This window comes from uncultured Paraglaciecola sp., assembly GCF_943787955.1.
Lineage (GTDB): Bacteria > Pseudomonadota > Gammaproteobacteria > Enterobacterales > Alteromonadaceae > Paraglaciecola.
This window is the reverse complement of sequence record NZ_CALSOK010000004.1, coordinates 48995-74862: the sequence shown is the minus strand read 5'-3', so window position 1 is coordinate 74862 and position 25868 is coordinate 48995. Positions and strand designations below refer to the sequence as shown.

General features: G+C 40.4%; 18 protein-coding genes. 12 read left to right on the top strand and 6 right to left on the bottom strand.

From position 1 onward, the window contains the following. Positions 1–745: 745 nt before the first annotated feature. A complete protein-coding gene (locus Q0Y52_RS04150; protein WP_297818393.1) occupies positions 746–1468 on the top strand; it encodes a nitroreductase in 723 nt (240 codons plus the stop codon). 323 nt (positions 1469–1791) lie between these two features. Here Q0Y52_RS04150 and Q0Y52_RS04145 read toward each other — a convergent pair whose 3' ends face one another. Beyond that, on the bottom strand, positions 1792–2316 hold the full coding sequence (locus Q0Y52_RS04145; protein ID WP_297818581.1) for a DUF2062 domain-containing protein: 525 nt from the start codon (positions 2314–2316) through the stop codon (positions 1792–1794). Positions 2317–2368: 52 nt separating this feature from the next. Here Q0Y52_RS04145 and Q0Y52_RS04140 point away from each other — a divergent pair, with 52 nt between their 5' ends. From Q0Y52_RS04140 to Q0Y52_RS04115, 6 genes are all read left to right on the top strand, one after another. Then, positions 2369–4654: a DNA internalization-related competence protein ComEC/Rec2 gene (locus Q0Y52_RS04140; RefSeq protein ID WP_297818390.1), complete on the top strand. Its 2286-nt coding sequence runs from the start codon at positions 2369–2371 to the stop codon at positions 4652–4654. 85 nt (positions 4655–4739) lie between these two features. Beyond that, positions 4740–6512, top strand: a complete 1773-nt coding sequence (msbA, locus tag Q0Y52_RS04135; protein WP_297818388.1) for a lipid A export permease/ATP-binding protein MsbA — start codon at positions 4740–4742, stop codon at positions 6510–6512. Continuing rightward, a complete protein-coding gene (gene lpxK / locus Q0Y52_RS04130; protein ID WP_297818386.1) occupies positions 6509–7528 on the top strand; it encodes a tetraacyldisaccharide 4'-kinase in 1020 nt (339 codons plus the stop codon). The genes msbA and lpxK overlap by 4 nt, the downstream gene beginning before the upstream one ends. Beyond that, positions 7518–7721, top strand: coding sequence for a Trm112 family protein (locus Q0Y52_RS04125; RefSeq protein ID WP_297818383.1), 204 nt, complete (start codon positions 7518–7520; stop codon positions 7719–7721). The genes lpxK and Q0Y52_RS04125 overlap by 11 nt, the downstream gene beginning before the upstream one ends. 47 nt (positions 7722–7768) lie before the next feature. Then, entirely contained in the window at positions 7769–8527 is a 759-nt protein-coding gene (kdsB, locus tag Q0Y52_RS04120) for a 3-deoxy-manno-octulosonate cytidylyltransferase (RefSeq protein ID WP_297818381.1), read from the top strand. Positions 8528–8549: 22 nt separating this feature from the next. Next, positions 8550–9212 carry an SDR family oxidoreductase gene (locus tag Q0Y52_RS04115; protein WP_297818380.1) on the top strand — a complete coding sequence of 221 codons (663 nt, stop codon included), beginning with the start codon at positions 8550–8552 and terminating at the stop codon, positions 9210–9212. A 438-nt stretch (positions 9213–9650) separates the two neighbouring features. Here Q0Y52_RS04115 and Q0Y52_RS04110 read toward each other — a convergent pair whose 3' ends face one another. Beyond that, on the bottom strand, positions 9651–10022 hold the full coding sequence (locus Q0Y52_RS04110; protein WP_297818378.1) for a glutathione S-transferase N-terminal domain-containing protein: 372 nt from the start codon (positions 10020–10022) through the stop codon (positions 9651–9653). 296 nt (positions 10023–10318) lie between these two features. Here Q0Y52_RS04110 and Q0Y52_RS04105 point away from each other — a divergent pair, with 296 nt between their 5' ends. Together Q0Y52_RS04105 and Q0Y52_RS04100 are read left to right on the top strand one after the other, a co-directional pair. After that, positions 10319–10555 carry an RNA-binding S4 domain-containing protein gene (locus Q0Y52_RS04105; RefSeq protein ID WP_297818376.1) on the top strand — a complete coding sequence of 79 codons (237 nt, stop codon included), beginning with the start codon at positions 10319–10321 and terminating at the stop codon, positions 10553–10555. Positions 10556–10758: 203 nt separating this feature from the next. Further along, on the top strand, positions 10759–12171 hold the full coding sequence (locus Q0Y52_RS04100) for a wax ester/triacylglycerol synthase family O-acyltransferase (protein WP_297818373.1): 1413 nt from the start codon (positions 10759–10761) through the stop codon (positions 12169–12171). A gap of 124 nt (positions 12172–12295) precedes the next feature. On the opposite strand, the gene Q0Y52_RS04095 is transcribed toward Q0Y52_RS04100, so the two are convergent. From Q0Y52_RS04095 to putA, 3 genes are all read right to left on the bottom strand, one after another. Further along, on the bottom strand, positions 12296–13768 hold the full coding sequence (locus Q0Y52_RS04095; RefSeq protein ID WP_297818371.1) for an NAD(P)/FAD-dependent oxidoreductase: 1473 nt from the start codon (positions 13766–13768) through the stop codon (positions 12296–12298). 133 nt (positions 13769–13901) lie between these two features. After that, positions 13902–15058 (bottom strand): IS3 family transposase gene (locus tag Q0Y52_RS04090; RefSeq protein WP_297818370.1). Its coding sequence is split into 2 segments (ribosomal slippage): positions 13902–14812 and positions 14812–15058, totalling 1158 coding nucleotides; the frame shifts between segments, so codons are not numbered across the junction. Positions 15059–15730: 672 nt separating this feature from the next. Beyond that, positions 15731–19516: a bifunctional proline dehydrogenase/L-glutamate gamma-semialdehyde dehydrogenase PutA gene (gene putA, locus Q0Y52_RS04085; protein ID WP_297818367.1), complete on the bottom strand. Its 3786-nt coding sequence runs from the start codon at positions 19514–19516 to the stop codon at positions 15731–15733. Between the two features lie 722 nt (positions 19517–20238). Between putA and hppD the strand changes: the two genes are divergently transcribed. Further along, on the top strand, positions 20239–21318 hold the full coding sequence (hppD, locus tag Q0Y52_RS04080; RefSeq protein ID WP_297818364.1) for a 4-hydroxyphenylpyruvate dioxygenase: 1080 nt from the start codon (positions 20239–20241) through the stop codon (positions 21316–21318). A 118-nt stretch (positions 21319–21436) separates the two neighbouring features. Here hppD and Q0Y52_RS04075 read toward each other — a convergent pair whose 3' ends face one another. Then, positions 21437–22327, bottom strand: coding sequence for a homocysteine S-methyltransferase family protein (locus Q0Y52_RS04075; RefSeq protein ID WP_297818362.1), 891 nt, complete (start codon positions 22325–22327; stop codon positions 21437–21439). Positions 22328–23110: 783 nt separating this feature from the next. On the opposite strand from Q0Y52_RS04075, the gene grpE reads away from it, so the two are divergent. Together grpE and dnaK are read left to right on the top strand one after the other, a co-directional pair. After that, on the top strand, positions 23111–23728 hold the full coding sequence (gene grpE / locus Q0Y52_RS04070) for a nucleotide exchange factor GrpE (RefSeq protein WP_297818359.1): 618 nt from the start codon (positions 23111–23113) through the stop codon (positions 23726–23728). A gap of 142 nt (positions 23729–23870) precedes the next feature. Further along, positions 23871–25802, top strand: a complete 1932-nt coding sequence (gene dnaK / locus Q0Y52_RS04065; RefSeq protein WP_297818357.1) for a molecular chaperone DnaK — start codon at positions 23871–23873, stop codon at positions 25800–25802. Positions 25803–25868: the final 66 nt, after the last annotated feature.

Below are 25868 nucleotides of genomic sequence, written 5' to 3'. Positions count from 1 at the left end.
TGAGTGTTGGGGAATTGAATGGGTATCTACTTTACCACATTACTTGTCTCAAACAGTACGTGATGCGCTATTTATTATGGCCAAACAACGTTAAAGGGTAACATTATTTTATTTTTGAAATTCTAATACAATTTCCTGTGTATATTTATATTCATCTCTTTTAAACCAAATATATATAAAGGCTAGACGCATCCGTTTGTCTTAGTCCCATGTTCAATTTCGAAGGTGATTAATTTTAGGATGAGGAGCTGCTGATAGATAGTATGATAGCAGCTAGATAGCCTGAAATAGTCTTTGGTAATAGCCGAGAAACTTGTGTGGTTGCAGGGTAGGCTATATATTTCAACACTCAACGAACATTTTCTCTACAAAGCCAGCCTCAAGCAAAGGTTAACATCCTGAGTGAGTCAGCCATCAAGAACTCATTTTCCTAATGAGATAAATATTACTGTTAAATATCTATTATTGGCTACTCATTAGAAGTGACATTTGAAGAAATTAATGACTCAGTGGTACTCAAGGTGAGCCTGTTTAAACGACAAAATGATGTCGCATATGCGCTGGATTAAAATCAAAGCTATCAGAGCAGTTACAAGTACTGTGTTCTGTCCCATATATGATTTAATCAAAGAGCAACCTTCGCAACCAGCAGGAACATATATGGACAGTTATTATGGTCTGTGCGAGTTGACTGCTATGCTAAATTCATGAAAGATCCAACAATCTAGTTTTCATAAGGATACACATGGAATTTTCAGCAGTACTGCGTTCGCGCAGAAGTATTCGAGCATTTTCCGATCGACCGGTTCAAAAGGACACGATTAACGATATTTTATTGGATGCCATTGAATCACCCTCAAGCTCTAATACTCAACCCTACAAAGTGGCTGTTGCTGATGGCGACACATGCAAACAACTTGGACAGGAATTGCTGTCTAGATATTATAAAATAAACAAAATACAACGTCTGCCATTGCCACTTAAGTTGTTTAGTGCAGCCACAAGTCAGGCCATGCCTGATGGAGATTACAAACCTATTTTGGGTAAATATCCTGGTATATTTCAAAACCGTAGAATGGCAACGGGCAAAGGTTTATACGACACTCTTGGTATCGCTCGTGGTGACAAACAGGCTAGGGATGAGGCTATGGCCCGAAATTTTACGTTTTTTGATGCACCCGTTGCTATTTTTGTCTTTATTCATCCAAGTATGAAATTTACCGCATTGGTTGATTCAGGGATCATGATGCAATCACTTATGTTATCAGCTACAGACAGAGGTTTAGGGACATGCCCACAGGGCGCTCTTGGTATGTGGCGTTCACCTTTAGAAAAATATTTTGATATTCCAAAAGGGTACAAATTAGTCTGTGGTTTGGCTCTTGGTTACCCAAAAGAAGATGATAAAGTCAATCTATACCGGCCTGAGAAGCTAAGTCTTGATGAATTGATTATTGTTAAAAAGTAGTGCCCAGCTAGGTGACCAATACCCTCTAGCTGATATATTTATTGTTACATTTTTCGGAAGTGCACAATTATTGTGTTCATTATATCAAGCTGACTTTGGGCCTATTCATTTCAAGCAAAATATAAAGTTAAGGCGTCATGTGACCTGCTAATGCTTGCAATGAGCCCAAACGATACCAGAGGATTTATGATGCATACGTAGCTAAGAGGATATCGTTGTTTTTAGTAGACTATTTTTGCAAATAAATTAAAAAGAAGCACTATAGATTTTTTATTAATAAAGACTCAAAAAAGTGATTGAATCATCACTTTTCCTGTATCACTTTAGGCTTTTGGGTAACGTTTCTGGATACGTTTTTCCCATGCTTTAGTAACTGATAACCTCCACAGATAATTTAAACTAAAGAACCCCACGGCACTAAAAAATATTGAACATATCAGGCAACCTACCAAAAACGCTGGGCCAATGGTTTCAATGCTTTGTAGTACCCAGTCCCAGCTCAATTCAAAATTAAAATCTTTTTGTGGGGAGCCCATTACTGAAGTACCTACAATATAAGCACTGTAAAAAATGGGCGTCATAGTGAAAGGATTAGTTATCCAGACTGTAGCCACAGACAACGGTAAGTTAACCCGCAAGGGGATGGCCAATGCTGCTGCCAACCACATTTGAAAAGGCACAGGCCAAAATGCGAAGAATAATCCCACAGCAAAGGCCCCTGACGCTGAGCGTCTATTTAAATGCCAAAGATTAGGATCGTGAAGCAAAGTACCAAAAATTGACAATATTTTATGTTCTTTGACTTTCTTTGGACTGGGTAGAAAGCGCTTAATAAACTTTTTCAGAATAGTTCTCTATACTTTAATTTCATGCAGCTACGGAAAGCATTTACCACTTAATATGGACAGTAAACTTTGCAGTTTCATTGCCGCCTCGTTTTCCAGTTTATTCTGGATAAGCTTGCCTAGCATGCTGATTACTCTTTTATTATTAATTTGTGCTGGCCTAGCAATTAGAAAACATCAACACCTTGGTTTTTTTTTGCTAGGCATAGTATGGATGGCGAGTGTAGGGCATTGGCAATACTATTTGCAACTATCTTCAGAACAAATTAGTCAACCAATACAAATAATAGGCAAGGTCAGCAGTGTGGTCATTGCAGAGCAAAATATACGTTTTAATATTAAGGTTACACAGATCGAAGACCAAGATTTGTTTTTTGCTAGACGTTTCCGCCTTAATTGGCGTGAGCCTGTTTGGCAGGTGCAGCAGGGTCAAAAAGTGACACTTTTGGTTAAGATTAAACCCCCTCATGGATTGGCCAATGAAGCTGGCTTTAATTATCAACAGTGGCTGTTTAGTGAGGGTATAAATGCAACTGGTTATGTTAAATCACATTTAGACAATACGTTGCTTGACGATGTTAAAACCATTAGGCAAACATTACTGAATCGAATGTTAGACTTTTTTTTACCCCATCAGTCTTGGCTAGCTGCACTGACGTTTGGTTATCGAGGATTGTTGCAACCGCAAGACTGGCATTTAGTTCAAAAAACTGGGGTGGCACATCTTATTGCCATTTCAGGTCTACATTTGGCCTTGGTTGCAAGTCTCAGTTATGTGTTGATAGCTTGGGTCGGTGGTGTGTTGATCAGCAGATTTTATTCTTTACATCATATTAACTTGCATAACATGGCCATGTTTTTGACACTTTTTCCCACCTTGGCTTATTCAGCTTTAGCTGGTTTTGGTTTGCCTACACTGAGAGCATGGCTGATGTTGCTTCTGTTTAGTGTGTTTTTTCTATGCAATAAACATCTTGGAGCAAAAAAATTAATTTTGTTGTCGCTTACCTGCTTTATATTATTATTCCCTCTAAGCATATTTGGTTTGAGTTTTTGGTTAAGCTTTTGTGCAGTGAGCATTATTTGTTTTGTGTTTTGGCGATGGCCGGTTAAAAAAAGTGATTTTTCTTTGTTAGCGGTACTGTCCGCCATGGTCAAAGTGCAATTATGTTTGACTGTATTGATGTTGCCATTAGTGGCTTGGCAATTTTCTTATATCTCAACCGTTTCCCCCTTCGTTAATTTAATCGCCGTACCTGCAGTGACGATGATCTTGGTACCTCTTTGCTTGCTAGCAGTAATCTGTTTAGCATTCAATTCTGATTGGGCTTTTGCGTTATTTTCTTTAGCAGACCATATGCTGAGTTATAGCCTGACTTTTCTTGATTTTACGTTACAGCTCAATGCTTCATTTTTTACTATTCAGTCGTTCCCAGGTGCAGTGTGGTTTTTTGTATTCCTGTTTGTGTTGGGTTGTTGCTTACCTTCTTTTGGGATAAATAAAAAGTATCTTTGTGTGTTGCTGCTGCCGCTGATCAGCCATTTATTACCTCAAACAACCCATACTTGGCAGGTTGACGTTTTAGATGTGGGGCAGGGGTTGGCTGTGATGATTAGTAAAAACCAGCATGCCATCGTTTATGATGTAGGGGCAAGTTACCCTTCTGGCTTTAATATGGCCGACAGTGTGTTGTTACCTATATTGCAGGCTAGAGGACTATCAAAAGTAGACTTAGTGTTTATCAGTCACCAAGATAATGATCATGCTGGAAGTTTGCCGCAATTACTCAAAGGTATTCAGGTATCACAGGTTTTAACTAATCAAGATAGGTGTCAGCAACAGTTTGCTATCAATTGGCAAGGTTTGAAGATTGAAGCCCTATGGCCAGACAATGCATTTAATTACAGCAACAACAATGGTTCATGTGTCATCAAAGTATCTGATAAATTTCACAGTATTTTGTTACCCGGTGATATTGATAAAAGCATCGAACAGCAGCTGGTGGAATTATATCCAAAACAATTAAAAGCTGATATTTTGATGGCGGCTCATCATGGCAGTAATACGTCTTCTTCAAGTGAATTTATTGAAAGAGTAGGGGCTGAATACGTCATTTTTAGTCAAGGGTTTTTAAATCGTTGGCGTTTCCCTAGGCGAGAAGTGTTAGACAGATTCGAGCAGGTAAACGATAACAAGGGCACACAAAGCAAATACTTCGCAACGTCTGACTCAGGCCAAGTGTCTTTTATTATTGAGTATGATTCACCTAAAGCCATTCTAGTCAAAACCTTTAGACAGGATATGTATCCTTATTGGTATGCAAATTCACCACACCTATAATAAATATCCTCTTGATAGTTGGGGAATTTCGTCCTAACGGTTACAATAAAGACGTTCTTGCCTTACACCAGAAAAAAGTTATTTAATGAGCACACACACAAATTTGGATCCTCAAGAACCATCTTCAATATTTAGACGATTTAGCGTCTACCTTAAAGATTACAAACTGGCGTTTGCTTTAGCTGTTATTGGTATGGTTGGCTATTCAGTGATTGATGTATTGGTTCTAGCCCAGCTTGAAACGCTAGTTGACGATAGCCTAGGTCAAGGCGATTATGAATATTTGCGTTTGGCAGCTTATTTTATTGTGCCTATATTTATTTTCAGAGGTATTTTGAATTTTCTTGGAACCTATTCGGTTTCGTGGATAGGTAACCATGTGGTGATGCGTATGCGTCAACAATTGTTTAGCCGTTACATCCACTTTCCTGTGGAGTTTCATGACAACAACAGTACAGGCCAACTAATTTCTAAAGTTATTTATGACACAGAGCAGGTTGCTAATGCGTCAAGTAGGGCACTGATCATTCTTGTTCGTGAAGGTGCGTTAGTTATAGGCTTACTAATTGCGATGTTTTATAAATCGTGGCAATTGTCACTTATTTTTATCCTAATTGGCCCTTTAGTTGCTGTTATTGTTTCAGTGGTTAGCAAGCGTTTTAGATTAGTCAGTCGACGTATTCAAGATGCTATGGGTGGGTTAACTTCTTCAGTTGAACAAGTATTAAAAGGCCATAAAGTGGTGTTAATGTTTGGCGGTCAAGATATAGAGAATGACTCTTTCGCTGACAAAAATAACCACAACCGTCAACAAAACATGAAATTAGTTGTGGCTAGAATTCTGAGTGTTTCCTCGATTCAGGTGATTGCTTCTATCGCACTGGCTGTGGTGCTTTACGTAGCCAGTACCCCTGGGTTAGTAGCAACGTTAACCCCAGGCGTATTTGTTAGCATAGTGGTATTTATGACCATGCTGTTAAAACCTCTTAAACAACTGACTACCGTCAACAGCGAATTCCAAAAAGGTATGGCGGCCTGCGTGAGTATTTTCAATGTGTTAGATCAACAAATCGAAGAAGACAAAGGTACTCAACGTATTACTAAGGCTCAGGGGAAAATAGACTTCAACGATGTGACTTTTAGTTACCCGAGTAAAGAACATGCCGCGATAAAACATCTGTCTTTTTCAGTCAAACCCGGGCAGACCTTTGCTTTGGTGGGCCGATCTGGTAGTGGTAAATCCACTATTTCAAGTTTGCTGACACGTTTCTACGATAATCAAACAGGTGAAATATTATTAGACGATGTGTTACTAAGAAATATTCCACTGAAAGACCTACGACGACAATTTGCATTGGTATCACAGCATGTGGTGTTATTTAATGACACCATTGCCAACAATATCGCTTATGGTTCAGAAGGTAAAGTGAGTCGCGAGCAGATACTCGCAGCGGCTGAAACAGCGCATGTGATGGAGTTTTTAGAACAATTACCAGAAGGCTTGGATACCATAGTAGGTGAAAATGGTTTCATGTTGTCTGGTGGTCAACGTCAACGATTAGCTATTGCCCGTGCATTGTTATTAGACGCGCCTATCTTGATTTTAGATGAAGCCACATCAGCATTAGACACAGAATCTGAGAGATTGATCCAAGATGCACTAGAAAAACTGCAACAAAATCGCACTAGCATAGTGGTAGCACACAGGTTGTCGACTATCGAAAATGCCGATACGATCTTAGTGGTCGAAGCAGGTGAAATTATAGAGCAAGGTAATCACCAAAGTTTGCTGGCGCAAAATGGTGCATATTCACAATTATATCATATGCAATTTGGTGAGGAGCTAGTCGTCAAGTGAATTGGATTGACAACATGTGGTATTCACCGAGTTGGTTCCATTGGCCAGTCATTATTGTGTTATTACCTTTAACCGCACTGTTTTGGATATTGTCTGGAGTTCGTAGGTCATTATTTCGATTGCAGATTAAGCCTTCGCAGACTATTCCCGCTCTAGTCATTGTGGTGGGTAATATCAGTGTAGGTGGCAATGGGAAAACGCCACTAGTGGTGTATTTGGCAAAGCGCTTAAAACAAGAAGGTTATCATCCTGGCGTATTAAGTCGAGGTTATGGCGGGAAAAATGCTAGTTATCCCTTGTCGGTAGATGCTGTCAGTAAAGTTGATTGGGTAGGTGATGAAGCCATATTGATGCGCCAGCACATTAACTGCCCTTTGGTCGTTGATCCTAATCGAGCAAGAGGAGCGATGGAACTAGTCGAGAAACATAAATGTAATGTGATTATTTGTGATGATGGCTTGCAGCATTATGCTTTAAATAGAGATATTGAGATTGTGGTAATGGACGGAAAAAGGCGCTGTGGTAATCATCTGTTATTACCCGCAGGCCCGTTGCGTGAAGCTTCGTGGCGTTTAGATACGGCTGATTTTTTAGTGTTAAATGGCGGCTTAGTTACAAATGGTGAGTATTTAATGTCGCTGGAAGCAGGGAAATTGATAAACGTCAAATACCCAAATAAAAGCTTATCCATAAATGATTTGCGTTCTCCAGTCATCGCTCTAGCTGGAATAGGCAACCCCCAACGTTTCTTTGCTTTGTTACAAAAAAAGCACGTTAAGCTAAAGAACCAAATAAGTTTTGTCGATCACCATGCTTTTATTAAAGAAGATATCCCTAGCGGTACGGTGATCATGACAGAAAAAGATGCAGTAAAATGTACCCAGATAGCACATGATGATTGCTGGTATTTACCTGTCAGTGCTCAATTAACCACTCAATTTGAATCGCAGCTCTTACAAAAACTCAAACAAGTGACTGCAAATAAAAACAAACTAAGAGAATATAATGGCCTTTGATAAAAAATTGTTAGATATTTTAGCTTGCCCAGTTTGTAAGGGAAAATTATTATATCAAGATAAACAGGCACAACTTATCTGTAAATTCGATCGTATGGTTTATCCTATTCGGGAAAATATACCGGTGTTGTTGGAGTCAGAAGCCAAACATGCGTCTAGTGAAGAAATAGAACAACTGTTAAAAAGCCGTTAGTGTTATATATTGGCCACGTTTATTAAAAAGATTGAAGAGATCTAAGAATGCAATTTAGTGTCATTATTCCTGCACGATACGCGTCCAGCCGTTTCCCTGGTAAACCCTTAGTAGAAATACAAGGTAAACCAATGGTGCAACATGTATACGAACGAGCTCAAGAGTCAGGGGCGAGCAATATTCTAGTGGCTACTGATGATGTTAGGATCGCCAAAGCCGTAGATGATTTTGGTGGCAGATATTGTATGACAGGTACACATCACGAATCTGGGACAGAACGTTTAGCTGAAGTTGTCGATTTACAAAACATGCTATCCCATGAATTAGTGGTGAACGTGCAGGGTGATGAACCTTTTATCCCTGCTGAAAATATTTTACAAGTAGCAGAAAATCTTCATAACCACCAGCAAGCTGAAATGGCGACATTGGCGGTTAAGATTACCGATGTAGAAGAAGCGTTTAATCCCAATACCGTAAAGGTTGTGATGGATAAACAAGGTTATGCTATGTATTTCTCACGTTCGACTATCCCTTATGACAGAGCCCGTTTTCTAGATTCAGACAGTATTGATGAGATAGGTGATTTTTATTTTCGGCATATTGGTATTTATGCGTATCGAGCAGGTTTTATTAAACAATATGTGAATATGTCGCCTTCAGGCTTAGAGCAAATTGAATCATTAGAGCAACTTCGGGTGTTGTGGCATGGTGAAAAAATCCATGTGCAGGAAGCCAGAATCACGCCACCTGTTGGCATCGATACCCCAGAAGATTTAGCTAGATTATTAGCTAGTCAATCCTTTTAATATAAGTAATTAAGGCGTTTTTATGGCAACTGTTGTTATTACCGGAGCCAATCGTGGCATGGGTTTAGAGTTTGTAAAACAATACTTAGCTAAGGGTGAAAAAGTGATCGCACTTTGCCGAAACACTAGCGACGAACTGAGTCAAACAAGCGCCAAAGTGATCGATAAAGTTGATGTGGGAAGTCCTGAATGTTTAGAAAAAATTCTGCCAGTGTTGAGCGATTTGAAAATTGATTTACTGATCAATAACGCTGGTGTGTTAGCTAATGAAACCTTAGAACATATGTCAGTTACGACACTCGAATACCAATTTAGAGTCAATGCAATAGGGCCTTTAATGGTCACTCAAATGCTGAGAAAGCAACTGGTTAAAGGTGCAAAAGTAGCCTTAATAACCAGTCGCATGGGCTCAGTAACAGACAACACTTCTGGTGGTCGTTATGGTTATCGTATGTCCAAAGCCGCTTTAAATATTGCTGGTGTGTCGTTGGCTCATGATCTAAAAGAGCAAGAAGTGGCTGTCGCCTTATTACATCCGGGATATGTGCAAACTGAGATGGTCAATAATAGTGGCGATATTTCTGCTGCTGTTGCAGTTGAACGTTTAATAAGGCGTATTGAAGAATTGAATTTAGAAAATACTGGCACCTTCTGGCATTCAAATGGTGAAGTCTTGCCTTGGTAATACACAGGTGAAAAAGTGTCCGGTCTAAATTTTAAGAGTAAAAACATTTCTTACCTGTCTCAATATGATTTATACACACAAACTATTATTGATTTGACTGCGTCAGGCGTTAAATATTAAGCAAGTCTGGGTAATTACCGATGAGTTTGTGTTTCATAAATATCGGGACTTGCGAGGGGAGGCACATTTCTTTATTAGATGAATTTCCAGAAATATCTGGAAATAATTATCCAACGAAGACGAACTAATATTCTTGTCTGGCCAACAAATAATTAGATATGACGGCAAAAATATGGCATGTTTTTTAATAAAACTGCAGCATGATGATTAACTGTTGATGGTGAACAGTTAGCGAGGGGGCATTATTAAATTTAAGTGTTAAAAGAGTGCAAAGTTACTGGCACTCTGATGCTTTAAAGTAAAATTGTATAGGCGTTTTTAAACAAAACGCTTTTCGAGGTAACGAATGATCTCTGAAGATTCATACAGCCACTCAACAGCATCATCTTTTTCAATACGTAAACAAGGAGTTTGAACCCTCCCGCCACCTTGTAATAACTCATCACGATAAGGCGAACCTTGCGAGGCATTACGTTTGACGATAGGCAGATTGAGTTTGTACATAGCTCTGCGTGTTTTGATGCAAAATGGGCATGCAAAAAATTGATACAAAGAAATCTTTTCTAGTTCTGTTTCTACCTGTTGTTGGGCTTGTGATGTGCGTTTTAATTTTGTACCACGGGTGATAAAATCAATGGCAGCAATAATGCCACCTAACAGGTTACGGATAAGGTTAATCAATAGTTTCATCAATACAGCTCGTTTAGTCAATTTGGGAAGTAAAAGTCGACGCTATTATAACCATAATGCGTATGTTTACTAAACTTTACTTGTTGTATTGTTATACGGATCAGTGTTTTTGGTGCATATTGATATTAATTATTTAGAATAAAATGGCTTTGATTAAACAATCACTTGGTGTTTAGATGTTTTGCATTTGCATTAGCGTTGTGTTTGTTATCGTCTGCATGTCTTTTGAGTTTATACAGATGGAGTATGTGAATTAAATGAAAATAAGGTTAAATAAATAAGTGGAAACGTTACCGATGAAAGATATTGAAATTTATGCCGAGCCAATCGCTCTTTATCAGATATTAAAATTAGAAGCCATGGTCTCCAGCGGGGGGGAGGCTAAAGTGGCTATTGATGAGGGGCGGGTGTTAGTCAATGGTGAGGTTGAAACCAGACGACGTAAAAAGATTATGGCCGGTGATATTATTGAATTTGAAAAACAGCCATTTAAAATAGTATTGAAGCAAGAACTGAAACCCTTTATTAGTTAAGTTAAGTTAAGTCAGTCTTTAAATATAGATATATAGCGATGATAATCTGCTTCCTTACATTAGCATGTGGTGCCTACACGCCATTAAAACGCAGTAAAATATAGCTAAACATAGGAGCTAAATTTTGACGGTGTAGAAATAACAAATAAAACTTATAGATTTCATTGTATAGTCTGACCACATGGATTTTTTAGGTTATCTCAGTGTCAAATCAATTAACTGCTCTGGACCTCGCTTTTTTGTCTTTAGAAAAGCAGACTACACCCGTCAACGTTGCTAGCTTGGCGATTTTTGAGATACCTAAAGGGTACAAGGGTAATTTCCCTCGAGATTTGATGGACAAATTAGAAGTCCAACCTGCAGGCCCTCCTTTCAATCAAAAGTTAAGCCATGTTAGCAGCGCCAAGCTGCCAAGTTGGGTAACCGATGAACATTTTGATATTCATTACCATGTTCGTCATTCAGCCTTGCCTAAACCTGGCAAAATGGCTGACTTGTTAGAATTAGCCTCACGTCTGCATAGCCGTCTATTGGATAGGGAACGCCCTTTGTGGGAGTTTCATTTGATTGAAGGGTTGGAAGGTAACAAGTTTGCTCTGTACATGAAGATGCATCATGCAGCTATTGACGGTATGGGTGGCATCGAGTTGATGGAAGATTGTTTTAGTTTATCTGGCCAAGACGAGGTCCGTGCTCCTTGGGCGGGCCTGAAAAAACACCTTCATCCTCGTCCTCAAAGTTCAATAAGTTTGGGTGAAAAAACAGCTAATTTAGCTTCACAAGTTAAAGACAGTGCAAGTATGGTTCAGGACCTGTCAAAAATGTTTTGGGGACAAGGCCTTAAAGCCACCGGGATCAGTAAAAACACCTCTCCTGTGCCTTTTACAGCGCCAAAATCTATTTTTAATGTGCCTATTACAGGGGCTCGCCGTTTTGCGGTCAAATCACTTTCGCTTACAGAGCTCAAGAGCATCGGTAAACAAGCCAATGCTACAGTGAATGATATGGTACTTGCACTATGCTCTGGTGCATTGCGAAAATACATGCAAGAAAGAGGTGCGTTACCTACAAAGTCTTTAATTGCCTCGGTTCCTGTTTCTGTGAGACAGATGAATCGCACAGGTAACCAAATTACTTATGTCACTGCTAATTTGGCCACTGACGAACCTGATACTATGACGCGATTAGCCAAAATTGGCGCATCAACCAAGGATGCGAAAGAAGAACTGGGCGCAGTTTCTGCGGATGCTGCTACTAGTTTTGCTGTGATTGCTCAGGGGTTGGTTGCAGTGATGAATCAACTCAATATGACCAACTTATTACCACCTGTTGCAAACGTGACCATATCCAACGTCCCAGGTCCTAGGCAACCTTTGTATTTTGGTCAGGCAAAGCTACAAGCCACTTATCCTTTATCTGTGTTAATTGACGGCCAGTCATTAAATATTACTGTGGTCAGTTATTGTGATGATATTGATTTTGGCTTAATGGCCTGTCGAGATACTATCCCTGATATTGACAAGATTGCTGAATATATTGATGCGGCAATGGATGGTATCAAGGGAGGGATTTATCTTCAGGATTTAATGCAAAGTAAAGATAAAGCCTCATTATAAATTTCTGAACCCTTAAGGATCAATTGGGTTGATTTGTGGCTTTTGTGTTCAGCTTAATTTTGCCACTTTTACATGTTGTTTCTAATGACTGAACTATTTGGGATATATTTAAGTTTTCATGGGTTTATTTAGGTGTAAGCGATGAGAAAACAATACTGTCATTAACCACAGATTCATAGCTCAAGCTCATCCGATCAAGTATATAATTTTGGTTAAGTTTCCAGGGCTTATCCCGGCCCTGTTTGGGGATCTTATCTAATGCCCGAGTAATATAGCCAGAGGTAAAATTCATGAAAGCTTCGGTTTCAATACCATTAACGGGTAAGACAGGCTGACAGAAATGATGTTGATGCTTATCCATATGGTTAATCAAACGGCACACATACTGCCCGACCAAATCTGACTTTAGGGTCCAGGACGCATTGGTATAACCCATTGAAAACGCGAAGTTAGGTAAACCACTCAACATCATGCCTTTGTAACAATAACTGTCTGCGGCATTAAATAGTTTATTATCAACGCTTAGCTCAAAAGAGCCGAGTATATCTAAGTTAAGCCCGGTCGCCGTGATAATAATATCGGCAGTCAGCTCTTCACCAGACTGCAACTTAATGCCTGTGGCTGTGAATGTGTCTATATGTGCGGTGACAACACTGGCAGAGCCATTTTTTATGGCATTAAATAAATCACCGTCAGGCACTAAGCAAGCTCGTTGGTCCCAAGGCTGGTAGCTAGGTTTAAAGTGTTTATCAACCGGGTAGTCTTCTCCCAGTGCGTCAATTACGCCGTCTCGGATGACTTTTTTTACAGACTCGGGGCGTCGCCTCGCCATGCTAAACATAAACATGCCTTGCAGTATTTTGTTCCAGCGACTGAGACTGTAAGCCAGTTTTGCTGGAAGATAGCGGCGCATCACATTAGCAAATGCATCCTGCTGAGGTCTTGAGGCAATGTAGGTAGGTGAGCGTTGCAGCATAGTCACATGCCCAGCCGTGGTTGCCATGGCTGGCACAATGGTAACAGCAGTCGCTCCACTGCCAATCACAATCACGTTTTTACCTGCGTAATCGAGGGTTTTTGGCCAATGTTGCGGGTGAATGACTTCACCTGAAAAATTATTAACCCCTTTAAAATCTGGGGTGTAACCATTCTCATAATTGTAATAACCGGCACCAGAAAAAAAGAAACGGCTGATATATTGGCAACTCTCACCCGTTTTTAGGTTGCGGATCTCAGTATGCCATTTGGCACTTGGGCTATCCCAGTTGGCTGCGACCACTTTGTGCTCGAATAATATGTGTTTATTGATGCCATTTTCAGATGCCGCTTCAGAGATATAATGTTTGATATCCTGCCCAGGGGAAATGGCTTTGGGTGAGCGCCAAGGTTTAAAGTTAAAGCCAAAAGTAAACATGTCTGAATCAGAACGAATACCTGGATAGCGAAATAGATCCCAAGTACCGCCAACGTCGCTTCGAGCTTCAATAATAGCGTATGATTTGCTTGGGCAATGCTTCTGAAGATGATAGGCCGTCCCGATACCAGAAATGCCAGCGCCAATAATTAATACGTCTACTTCGCTTGTTTTTATACTCACGCCATTCAATCTCTTTTATGTCTATCGGTCACAGTTCGCGAGCGAAAGTAAAAACGACATTATTACTATTAGAATCAATAGTCAATTCGCTGCTGAATGTGTTTTATTTCTCAAGCCTAAGGGTGTGTTCTGGTCAAGTCCAACCGGACACTTTTCTAAAGGAGTTTTCAAATTCAATTGGCGATTGATCCAAATTAGCTGAATGTAGTCGCTCAACATTATAATATTTCATGTACCTAGCAACATCTTCTCGCATATGTGTTCGAGTGGGCTGCGGTACTTTAAACAACCAATCATGCTTTAAACTTCCAAAGAAGCGCTCCACAACAGCATTATCCCAGCAAGCTCCAACATCTCCCATACTAGCTCGACACTCTAATCGCGACAGTAGATTTCTAAAGCCTTTACTCGTGTACTGAGAGCCTCTGTCACTGTGAAACACCAAACCTTTTGGTGGTTTGCGTAAATTATGAGCCTTTGTCAGTGCTTGCTCGACCAAATCACGCGTCATGCGTTTTGATATATGCCAACCTACAATCCGGCGTGAATACAAATCCATGACAATGGCTAAGTACAACCAGCCCTCACCAGTCTTTAAATAGGACACATCACCCGCCCAAATTTGATTGGGTCCAACAGGATTGAAATTCATATTTAGCAAGTTGTCAGCCACAGCATCACTGTGTTTGCGCTTGGTTGTCACTTTATAAGCTATTCGCTGAGTCACAACTAATTTAAGCCGTTCCATTAACTTAATGGCGCGATACCGCGTTATTTCAAAGCCTTCTTTGCGTAGTGCTTTAGCAAGCTCTCTGCTGCCTAAACTGTTTCGACTTGCCTTGAATAATGCTTTGGCTCGTCGATACAGTCTCAGCGTTTGAGCGCTAATGAGTTCACCAGGTTTTTTTAGCCATGCGTAGTATGCTGACGAACTCACTTCCATCACTTTACAAGCAACTGACACCGGATACTTCGCATCAAGCTCACTTATAAAAGAATATCTTACTTCATTTCTTTCGCGAAGAAGGCACTTGCCTTTTTTAGGATTTCACGCTCCATTTGTAGACGTTTATTATCCTTCCTGAGTTGAATTAACTCTGCTCGTTCATCGCCAGACAACACGTCACCTAGTGCCTGTTTCTTATGCTTAGCTACCCAGTTGTAAAGTAGTTTGTCTGTCACACCCAAAGATGCAGCAGCTTGTACGATTGGATAGTCTTGCTCTATTACCAGAGCGACCGCTTCTTGTTTAAATTCTGCGGGATAATGTTTATTTGTTCGTTTAGTCATATTCACCTCAATTAACAGGATTATAATCCTTTATTGAAGTGTCCGGTTAATTCAACCACAACACAATGGTTATGTTAATGGTGGTTGGGGCTTTTTCGGTGGCGCTACTTGTTTGGGGGATAGCATATATTCATGCACCCATGAGCGCGTGGTTAGACAGAAAATTTGATAAAGGGATCCTTAGATTCATTCCCTATATTGCTGGGGTGCAAAGTGTTCAGTCATTTTAGTGGACTACTTTCTTTATCCTTGTAGTTTATTTTTTCATGTTTATCGGTGTTCATGCGAAAAATAAGGCGCAATCGATTATTGAACAAAAACAAGATCTTATTCTGGTCGATTCTAAAGCAACGTCTGGAACTGATGCTGACTACTCGTTATTAGGGACATCTATTAATTATGTGTTTTTGTATAATCATCAGACTAAAAACACCCTAATCTTGCCCCTTGATAGTATCAACTCCCTTACACCAAAGAGAACATTGAGATTGACTACATTGCCTGTTTTAACTAAGGCTGAATAATCCCTTGTTTAGACTAAATGCCATTTCAAGGAGCTGTCGAATACGAGTCATTAGTATGCTAAATATTAAAAAAAACCCAGCTAGCTAGCTGGGTTTTTCTGACGTTTAGTAAAACCTGCCTTGTGGCACGTTTTAAATTGGTGTGATTTTATTCTTCATCTTCTACCAGTGTCATGAGAGAAGTATTACCGCCGGATGCAGTGGTGTCTATGCTCACCGTTTTCTCTGTTAATAAACGCTGTATCAAGTTGTCATAATACTCAGCGGTAATAACAGGTAGTATTGCACCAGTCCGTTTAGCTAACATTTGTACCATGTAGCTGGAACGTTCACATTCACTGTCTATGACTACACCGGCTAGCGCTTCCTCAGCCAACAACGCTTCTAAGTGATGAAGCTTAGCCACTTGAAATACGCCTTCAGGTGCGCCAGTTGCAATAAACTGTTCACGAAACTCTATCGCTTCAGCGTAAAACAGCTCAGATACCACCGAAATGACCACATTCCCTGTTGCTAAGGCGGTCACGATGGATAATACCCAATATTCAAAGGTGACATCTTTATCTGCGAAACATACCAGGACGCCTCTGGGTTCCAAATACAACACATTGGATTCACCTGTTGGCCCAGGTAAAAACTTGGGTTTTTTAAGACGTTTTTCGATACTGATCAATTGCGAGCGTGCTGCCGCTAAAGTGGAATTTAAATCATCAGCCAGTTCTTCTACTATATCCACTTTGGCAATAGTGGCGAGTAATTGTCGTAATGATGATAGACGCGTATTTAAATCTGTAAAACGCCATTCATGCTCTGTCGCGTGAGCGTTTGTCATGAAGGTAGCTGCTTCTAGCTTGCCTTCTTCGTTACTTTGTAGCGCTTTATCGGTGTTAGGCAATAATTCAGTTATGGCTCGTGGCGTCGACTTTTCAAACATTAAGCGTGTTAAGTAATTGGGTCCACCTGCTTTAGGACCAGTTCCAGAGAGTCCACGGCCACCAAAGGGTTGAACACCCACTATGGCACCAATCATATTTCGGTTTACATAAACGTTTCCGGCGCGAGATAGTTTAACTAATTCCATGGCTCTGGCATCAATTCGAGTATGAATGCCCATAGTTAAACCAAAACCTGTGTCATTAATTTTTTCAACTGTTTTTTCAAGATCATCACCCTTGAATCGCACTATGTGCACACAAGGTCCAAATACTTCACGTTTGAGAACTGAGATATCTGCAATTTCATAAAGTTTAGGAGCGAAAAATGTACCCTTGTTAGCGGGTACTTTACACTCATATAACAAGGTTCCATTGTGTTGCATATCTTCAGCATGAGCTTGTAAATTAGCCAAGGCTTTTTTGTCAATTACCGGGCCAATATCGGTAGCTAGGAAAGCGGGATCACCTACACTTAATTCTTGCAATGCGCCTATTAACATTTCGGTTACTGAGTCAGCTATTTCTTCTTGCAAAAACAGGACTCTCAGTGCTGAACAACGTTGTCCTGCGCTTTGAAAACCAGAGGCGATGACGTCATCAACCACTTGTTCTGGCAAGGCTGTTGAGTCAACAATCATACAGTTTTGGCCACCTGTTTCAGCTATTAAGGGGACTTGCTCACCACCTCTTTGAGCCAAGGCGTTGGCAATGACATTACCAGTAACAGTGGAACCGGTAAACATGACCGCTTTGATCCGCTCATCTGGCAACAAGACTTTGCCTACATCTGGCCCTTCAGCAATAACAGATTGCACAACACCTGCGGGCAATCCAACATATTCCATTAACTGTAAAGCACGCAGGGCAATTAAACTGGTTTGCTCTGCGGGTTTGGCAATCACAGTATTACCGGTTACGAGAGCAGCAGCTACTTGTCCTAAAAATATGGCTAAAGGAAAGTTCCAAGGACTGATACATAACACCACGCCACGGGGAGCTAATCTGTTATCTTCTGAGAGTTCTTCTGCTCTAGCGGCATAATAGCGACAAAAGTCTACTGCTTCACGGACTTCATCCACCCCATCTGACGTGACTTTTCCTGCTTCTTTTATGCACAGTGCAATAAGTTCATCTATATGGCGTTCGAGAATATCAGCAGTTCTGCGCAACAAATTCGCTCGTTCAGTCATAGGTGTTTGTGACCAACTGCTAAAAGCGTTGTGCGCAACAGTCAATTTATCTGCCATCTGCTGTTGGGTATCGTAGTGATGAAAGCCGATAATCTCATCTAAATTAGCAGGATTGCGTACGGCATGACTGCCTAGTGGTACTTGCTCCTCACTCAATACGTTTTCTTCAAACCAGCCATCAATGGCCACTTTTAGTGGTGTAATATGATTAATGTCGGTGACATCAAGACCTTTAGAATTGTCTCTTTCTGCACCGTACAAGTTGATAGGTTTTTGGATCTGATCGTTATATTTATATTTTAGACGTTGGGTCTTCTCAACTGGATCTTCGAGTAAGGATTCAACGGGTCTTGATTCGTCAACAATGGCATTAACAAAAGAAGAGTTTGCACCGTTTTCAAGAAGACGACGCACCAAGTACGCTAATAAATCTTCATGCTCTCCCACAGGAGCATAAATACGGCATTGGATACTTTCTAAAGAAACTATTTGGTCATATAGGCTATCACCCATCCCATGCAGACATTGAAACTCAAAGCCTTCCTTGTCATCACCGGCCAACTCTACTATGACAGCGGCAGTGTAAGCATTATGGGTAGCAAATTGTGGGTATATAGTGTCACGATAATCCAATAAGCGGTTAGCGCAGGCATGGTAAGAGACGTCGGTAGAAGATTTACGGGTAAATACCGGAAAGTGTTCCAGACCATCTTTTTGGGCATTTTTTATTTCCGTATCCCAATAAGCCCCTTTTACTAATCGGACCATCAATTTACGACCGACTTTTTCGGTCAACTCCCGCAACCAGTCAATCACGTACAAGGCACGCTTTTGATAAGACTGCACGGCTAAACCAAAACCATCCCAGTCAGCTAATTCAGGATCACTGAATACCTTTTCAATTATATCTAGGGAGATGTCAAGACGCTCTGATTCTTCGGCATCGACTGTCAGTCCAATATCATATTCTTTGGCCAGCAGACATAATTGTTTTAGTTTGGTGGGGATCTCTTCCATTACCCTTTCTCTATGGGTAAATTCGTAACGTGGATGAATAGCCGATAATTTAACTGAAATTCCAGGGCTTTTTCTGGGCCCTTTGCCCTTTGCAGCTATGCCGATGATTTTTATAGCTTGTGCATAAGCATCAAAATAATCGTCTGCATCTTTTTGGGTTCTGGCTCCTTCACCTAGCATGTCATAAGAATAAACATACCCTTTACGTTCTTTTTCTTCAGCGCGCTTTACAGCGTCTTCGATGGTTTCACCCATCACAAACTGTTGTCCCATGACCTTCATGGCTATGTTCATAGCTTTACGAATAACAGGCTCGCCAACTTTACCCAAGGTTTGTTTCAGGAAGCCAAATTTATTTTTTTGATTGGCATAATTAACCAAACCACCTGTCAATAGTAAGCCCCAAGAAGATGCGTTGACGAATAAGGAGTCGCTGTTACCTAAATGTGAGCTCCATTGGCCTTTGGACAATTTGTCGCTGATTAATTTATCTTGAGTACGTTTGTCTGGAACCCGTAATAACGCTTCCGCTAGACACATCAACACTACGCCTTCGGCTGAAGATAAGGAGTATTCATTGAGCAGGGCCTCAACCACGCCGCTGCCATCCTGATCGTTACGAATTTGCAGCACCATCTTGCGTGCGCGATCCCAAGCTCGGCTGCGGGCACGCATATTAACTTCTGCATCTGGCAAAATGTGTTCAACGGCAAGGTTTTCATCTATTCGATAAAAATCGCGAATTTTTTGACGAGTGGCAGACTCAGTGACTAGGTTACCGTTAAACAACATTATACAACTCCAAATAGCTGGAAATTAAATCTCTAGATAAGGGCTTTTTAACCCTACCTAATATTTCGCGGAGTATATAGACACAGGTCAGTGGTAACAACGTTTGTGACGCGCAATTTTCAGAAAAAAAAGTGAGTGAAATTACGGTATCAAATCTATTAACAAAACACTGTTTGCAACTCTCTGAAAAATAAGATTTATCGTGCGGAAAAGGCACACATTTTTGCCAATTGTGAATAATCAATACGGTATCCGCAGAAGCAATTAAATGCGTAATTTATCTGTCGAACTGTTACATGTGGTCATTTGGCAAGTACGAGCTTAAGTACTTATTTAGACTTTTTTTAATACATATTTTATCAAATTTATTTATAAGCTATTTCACTGTATTTTCACTTGAGTTTTTAAAGAGGGCAGTTTCATTTTTTTATACTTGGCTAAGTGGGTGTTATGCGTGTTCAAAAAACCGAAATTACGGTTAAAATCGACAGTTCCGTATCAATTTATTTACACTTACTTCTTTTCAATAGGCATTATTGCGTTTTATAAAGTCTGCTTTTTAGCATTTTTTATTGAAATACCCTAAGCTGCTGGCGTCCAAATTTAGCGGTGTAACCGCATTATTAAGTTCAATTAGCTAAAACAGTTGGGTGACATAAATTAGATGTCCTTAAAGGCAAACACCTATTTTGGGTTTTAGACATGACTAAAGAGAGTGCATAATGGCTGACTTATTTGAAAATCCAGCGGGCTTAGACGGATTTGAATTCATTGAATTTTCTTCTCCTGAAAAAGGGCAATTAGAAAAAGTATTTACCGTAATGGGATTTACTCAAATTGCAAATCACCGTACCAAGGATGCCCAATTATGGCGTCAAGGTGGCATCAACTTAATTGCGAACTATGAGCCAAAATCTGCGGCTTGGTATTTTGCTCGTGAACATGGCCCATCTGCCTGTGGAATGGGTTTTAGAGTGAAAAATGCGGTTAAGTCTTATGAGTATTTATTAGCTCAGGGTGCTGAGCCAGTTGCTGTTGAAACGGGTCCTATGGAACTTCGTTTACCCGCTATTCGTGGTATCGGTAACGCTATTATCTATTTAATTGACCGTTATGGCGATGAGCTTTCTATTTATGACATCGACTTTGACTACATTGATGGTGTTGACCGCAACCCCGTTGGCGCCGGCTTTAATGTCATTGATCACCTAACGCATAACGTTTATGGCGGTCGCATGAAATATTGGGCTGACTTTTACCAAACATTGTTTAACTTTCAAGAAGTCCGTTTCTTCGACATTAAAGGTGAATACACCGGTTTAACATCCAAAGCACTTACCGCACCTGATGGTAAAATTCGTATTCCTTTGAATGAAGAAGGTGAGGGCGGTAAAGGTCAAATTGAAGAATTCTTGCGGGCATTTAATGGTGAAGGTATTCAACATATAGCCTTCAGTTGCGATGATTTAGTGGCTTGTTGGGATCGCTTGAAAAGCATGGGGATGCCATTTATGACAGCGCCACCAAAAACATATTATGAGTTGCTTGAAGGTCGTTTACCCAATCATGGCGAGTCTGTTGATGAACTGCAAACACGCGGGATTTTAATGGATGGCACCACAGAAGATGGTCCAAGACTGTTGCTGCAAATATTTTCTGAAACCCAATTGGGTCCGGTGTTTTTCGAGTTTATTCAACGCAAAGGTGATGATGGCTTTGGTGAAGGTAATTTTAAAGCATTGTTCGAATCGATTGAACGTGACCAAATTAACCGTGGCGTTTTGAATAAGGATAAAAATTAAGGAAAAGAAGGGCTCATGGGGCCCTCGTCAAAATTTTTGTAATATTTGTAATATATGTGCACATTATTTATGAAGGCTTTCCATGTGAGCTTTTTATCTAGATAAATTGAACCTCTGCCTAGATAAATCCTTCATCGAATAATTTACTGTGCAACGCTTTGATATGCCCCGGTCCAATTTCACAGCAGCCACCTATAATTGATGCACCATTTCTTACCCAACTCATTGCGTGTTCCGCATATTGTTGTGGGCTCATGTCTTGACGAATGCTCAGCTCCTCGACTGTGTCTCCAGGGTACAATGAGTCTACTGATATAAAACCATTGGCATAAGCACCAACCTTGCTTTGTGTCATTCTTAAAAGCTCCCAACACGCAGTAATTGCTTCAGGTTGACTGCAGTTTAATAATGTTGCCTGAGTATCAAAAGAAGCGAGTGCTTGCAAAGCCTCTTCTAGGGATTCACCACTTCGTAATTGTTGTGGATGTGCATCACTGACCGTTAATGCAACCCATACAGGTTTACCACTTTCGAGAGCAGCAGTGCAGGCTGCACGTGCTTCGGTAATTGAAGACATCGTTTCGCATATAAATAAATTGCTAGCGGGTGATTGAAGTTCGACAAGTCGACGGTAGGTGTCAAGTGAGTCTTTGAATGACAGGGATACATCTGGGCGATAACTAGCCACCAAGGGTGGAAGACAGCCTGCTATTGCAACATCGTTGCGCTGAGACAGTTCAACTGCCTTTTGCGCTGCATTCATGGCCAGCTGATGAAGGTTTTCTAATTGGTGAAGTTCATTTTCTCTTTTTAGGCGTTGTGGTGTCGCAGTATAACTATTGAGTGTGATGACGCGCGCACCGCTATCGATAAACTCACGGTGTAAATCTCTCACCAGTATCGGCTCATTCAACATGATATCAGCAGACCACATAGGTGTTATGACTCGTGAACTTCTGCGCAACAACTCTTGCCCCATGCCTCCATCAAGAAGTGTGACCGTACTCATTTTTTTCGTTCCTTTTTATGTGTAGATAATACCTAAAAAACTGATTGTTTGCTGGCGTGTAACGTCTTCAAATTGAGGCATGTTGTATGCACTGTTTTAACAATCGTGTTTATTTATTAGGCTTGATTGGTTGAGATTAATATTGCAAATGAGTATCTATTGTTCATTTATGTGTTTTTCAGTTTTATATTACTGCTTAATACTGCAGGTTTGTTCATTTGAGAACTTTGGCAGTGCTGCTGCCTAATAGGCGATTGGCGCATTTTAGGGAAATCAATATTATAAATCATATGGGTGAATTTCACGCTGTCATAATACATCGTCTATTTGTATAATACATCAACGGTTGCTACCCAACTGCTTAATATGTGAAGTACTGTTTATTAAAGCTTTGCCTTTTCAAAGATCACATCGCTTTATTACAATTAATACCCTACACAAAACATAAACATGCAAAAGTAATCAATCATTTATAAAACATAATCTTAGGCGAATTACCCTCGGTATTTGTAACCAACATCCGCCAAACCGCATAGCATACAAATCGAATATATCGCTGTGCAATATTACTTAAATTAAGCAAGCATCTATCATAAATTATTTAGAATAAATGAGACGTTTAGTACTTTTATTTGATGAGTCTATTATGAGGGATGGTTCATGGCTGCTTCATGATAATAAATAAATCAAAAAAACATCAATTATCAGCCCTTGAAGCTTATAAATATAGCCCCATTAATAGTGGCAGTTAAAAATTTGCTGAAAGAGTATACGGAGCTAAGCATGTCAAATGAACAAACACCTCAGCAAGGTGAAGAGTTAGAAACAGATATAGAAGTAGAAGTAGAAGTAGAACAACAAGACGCGGATCAAGAGTTTGTTGAGTTGACTGAAGATCAACAACGTATTGTTGAATTAGAAGCCGCTGTTATTGCAGCAGAATCTAAGGTGGTTGAGCAAAAAGACTCAGTGATGCGGGCTATTGCTGATGCAGATAATGCGCGCAAACGTGCTCAAGGGGAAATTGACAAGGCTCGCAAATTTGCTTTGGAAAAATTTGCCGGCGAATTGTTGCCTGTAGCCGATAATTTAGAACGTGCATTACAAGTGGCTAACCCAGAAGACGAAGCTATAAAACCTATTGTTGATGGTGTTGAACTGACGCTTAAGTCGTTTTTAAGCACGATTGAAAAATTTGGAATGTCAGTAATTGATCCACAAGGTCAACCTTTCAACCCAGAAAAGCATCAAGCTATGTCGATGCAAGAAAATGCAGAGCTGGCACCCAACACAGTGTTGGCAGTGATGCAAAAAGGCTACGAGATAAACGGCCGGTTATTACGTCCTGCCATGGTTATGGTAACCAGAGCGCCAGAAGCTGGAGTCGATACTCAAGCCTAATTACTGATCCATCAATAGATGGGGTCAGGAGACAAACATAATTGCAGTTTTGTGAAGGTTTTTTGCAACGAAATGTTGAAAACTAAAATAATAACCCCACAAAGTGTACAAGTTTTTAAGAACAATTTTTGGAGATAAACTAATGGGTAGAATCATTGGGATCGATTTAGGTACAACTAACTCATGTGTAGCAGTGTTAGATGGCGGCGTAGCAAAAGTATTAGAAAATGCAGAAGGGGATCGCACAACTCCTTCCATCATTGCTTATTCTCAAGATGGAGAAATATTAGTGGGTCAACCCGCTAAACGCCAAGCTGTAACCAACCCACAAAACACCTTATTCGCAATAAAGCGTCTAATCGGTCGTCGCTGGGAAGATAAAGAAGTACAGCGCGATATCGACATCATGCCTTTTAAGATTGTCAAAGCTGACAATGGTGATGCATGGGTTGAAGCAAAAGATGAAAAGATGGCGCCACCACAAATTTCTGCCGAAGTTTTGAAAAAAATGAAAAAGACGGCTGAAGATTATCTAGGTGAAGAAGTTACTGCTGCGGTTATCACAGTTCCTGCATACTTTAATGATTCTCAGCGTCAAGCGACTAAAGACGCAGGTCGTATTGCCGGTCTTGAAGTGAAACGTATTATTAATGAGCCAACTGCTGCTGCCCTTGCTTACGGCATGGATAAGAAAAAAGGTGACAGTGTTGTTGCCGTTTATGATTTAGGGGGGGGTACGTTCGATATCTCTATCATCGAAATCGACGAAGCTGATGGTGAGCATACGTTCGAAGTGTTAGCGACTAACGGTGACACTCACTTAGGTGGTGAAGATTTTGATAACAAAGTCATTAACTATTTAGTTGAAGAGTTTAAGAAAGACTCGGGGATGGATCTTCGTAAAGATCCGCTTGCTATGCAGCGTCTAAAAGAAGCGGGTGAGAAGGCTAAGATTGAACTGTCTTCTGCTCAACAAACTGAAGTGAATTTGCCTTATATTACAGCTGATGCGTCTGGTCCAAAACACCTTACCATTAAGCTTACTCGTGCAAAATTAGAGTCTTTAGTAGAATCAATGGTTAAAGCAACCCTTGAGCCACTGAAACAAGCATTAGCTGATGCAGATTTATCTGTAGGTGATATCAACGATATTATCCTAGTAGGTGGTCAAACACGTATGCCTATGGTCCAAAAGTATGTAACTGAATTCTTCGGTAAAGAGCCTCGTAAAGACGTTAACGCCGATGAAGCAGTTGCTGTTGGTGCGGCCATTCAAGGTGGCGTATTATCTGGTGATGTGAAAGATGTGTTGTTACTTGATGTGACGCCTCTGTCTTTGGGTATCGAAACAATGGGTGGTGTTATGACTACTCTCATCGAGAAGAACACCACTGTACCTACTAAGAAATCTCAGACTTTTTCAACGGCTGAAGATAACCAAGCAGCAGTAACGATTCATTGTCTTCAAGGTGAGCGAAAGCAAGCTTCAGGTAATAAATCTTTAGGTCAATTTAACCTTGAGGGTATAAGAGCGGCTCAACGTGGTGCACCACAGATTGAAGTGACTTTTGATATCGATGCTGATGGTATTTTACATGTGTCTGCAAAAGATAAAGACACAGGTAAAGAACAAAAAATTACAATCAAAGCATCTTCTGGTTTGAGTGAAGAAGAAGTGGAACAGATGGTACAAGATGCTGAAGCCAATAAAGAAGCTGATGCACAATTTGAAGAACTTGTCCAAGCTCGTAACCAAGCTGATGGCATGATCCACAGTACGCGTAATCAGGTTGAAGAAGCTGGCGATGCGTTGAGTGAAGAAGATAAAACTGAAATTGAAACCGCTGTAGTTGCGCTTGAAGAAGCAGTCAAAGAAGGTGACAAAGAAGCGATTGAAACAAAAACTCAAGAACTTATTCAAGCTTCGGCCAAGTTGATGGAAGTGGCGCAAGCCAAGGCTGCTGCTGAAGGCGCGGCTCAATCTGGTGAGCCAACTGATGCAGGCGCACAGCCACAAGATGATGATGTGGTTGATGCTGAATTTGAAGAAGTCAAAGAAGACGACAAAAAGTAAGTTTTGTCAGATAAATTGTCTGTTGAGGTGACTCAATAGTTTAACTCGGCGCAGCAGGTTATACTG

Excerpts from the sequence above, each read along its gene's own strand:
- msbA (WP_297818388.1), top strand. The coding sequence starts at position 4,740 with ATGAGCACACACACAAATTTGGATCCTCAAGAACCATCTTCAATATTT.
- dnaK (WP_297818357.1), top strand. The coding sequence starts at position 23,871 with ATGGGTAGAATCATTGGGATCGATTTAGGTACAACTAACTCATGTGTA.
- Q0Y52_RS04125 (WP_297818383.1), top strand. The coding sequence starts at position 7,518 with ATGGCCTTTGATAAAAAATTGTTAGATATTTTAGCTTGCCCAGTTTGT.
- Q0Y52_RS04110 (WP_297818378.1), bottom strand. The coding sequence starts at position 10,022 with ATGAAACTATTGATTAACCTTATCCGTAACCTGTTAGGTGGCATTATT.
- grpE (WP_297818359.1), top strand. The coding sequence starts at position 23,111 with ATGTCAAATGAACAAACACCTCAGCAAGGTGAAGAGTTAGAAACAGAT.
- kdsB (WP_297818381.1), top strand. The coding sequence starts at position 7,769 with ATGCAATTTAGTGTCATTATTCCTGCACGATACGCGTCCAGCCGTTTC.
- Q0Y52_RS04115 (WP_297818380.1), top strand. The coding sequence starts at position 8,550 with ATGGCAACTGTTGTTATTACCGGAGCCAATCGTGGCATGGGTTTAGAG.
- Q0Y52_RS04140 (WP_297818390.1), top strand. The coding sequence starts at position 2,369 with ATGGACAGTAAACTTTGCAGTTTCATTGCCGCCTCGTTTTCCAGTTTA.
- Q0Y52_RS04105 (WP_297818376.1), top strand. The coding sequence starts at position 10,319 with ATGAAAGATATTGAAATTTATGCCGAGCCAATCGCTCTTTATCAGATA.
- Q0Y52_RS04075 (WP_297818362.1), bottom strand. The coding sequence starts at position 22,327 with ATGAGTACGGTCACACTTCTTGATGGAGGCATGGGGCAAGAGTTGTTG.
- hppD (WP_297818364.1), top strand. The coding sequence starts at position 20,239 with ATGGCTGACTTATTTGAAAATCCAGCGGGCTTAGACGGATTTGAATTC.
- putA (WP_297818367.1), bottom strand. The coding sequence starts at position 19,516 with ATGTTGTTTAACGGTAACCTAGTCACTGAGTCTGCCACTCGTCAAAAA.
- Q0Y52_RS04150 (WP_297818393.1), top strand. The coding sequence starts at position 746 with ATGGAATTTTCAGCAGTACTGCGTTCGCGCAGAAGTATTCGAGCATTT.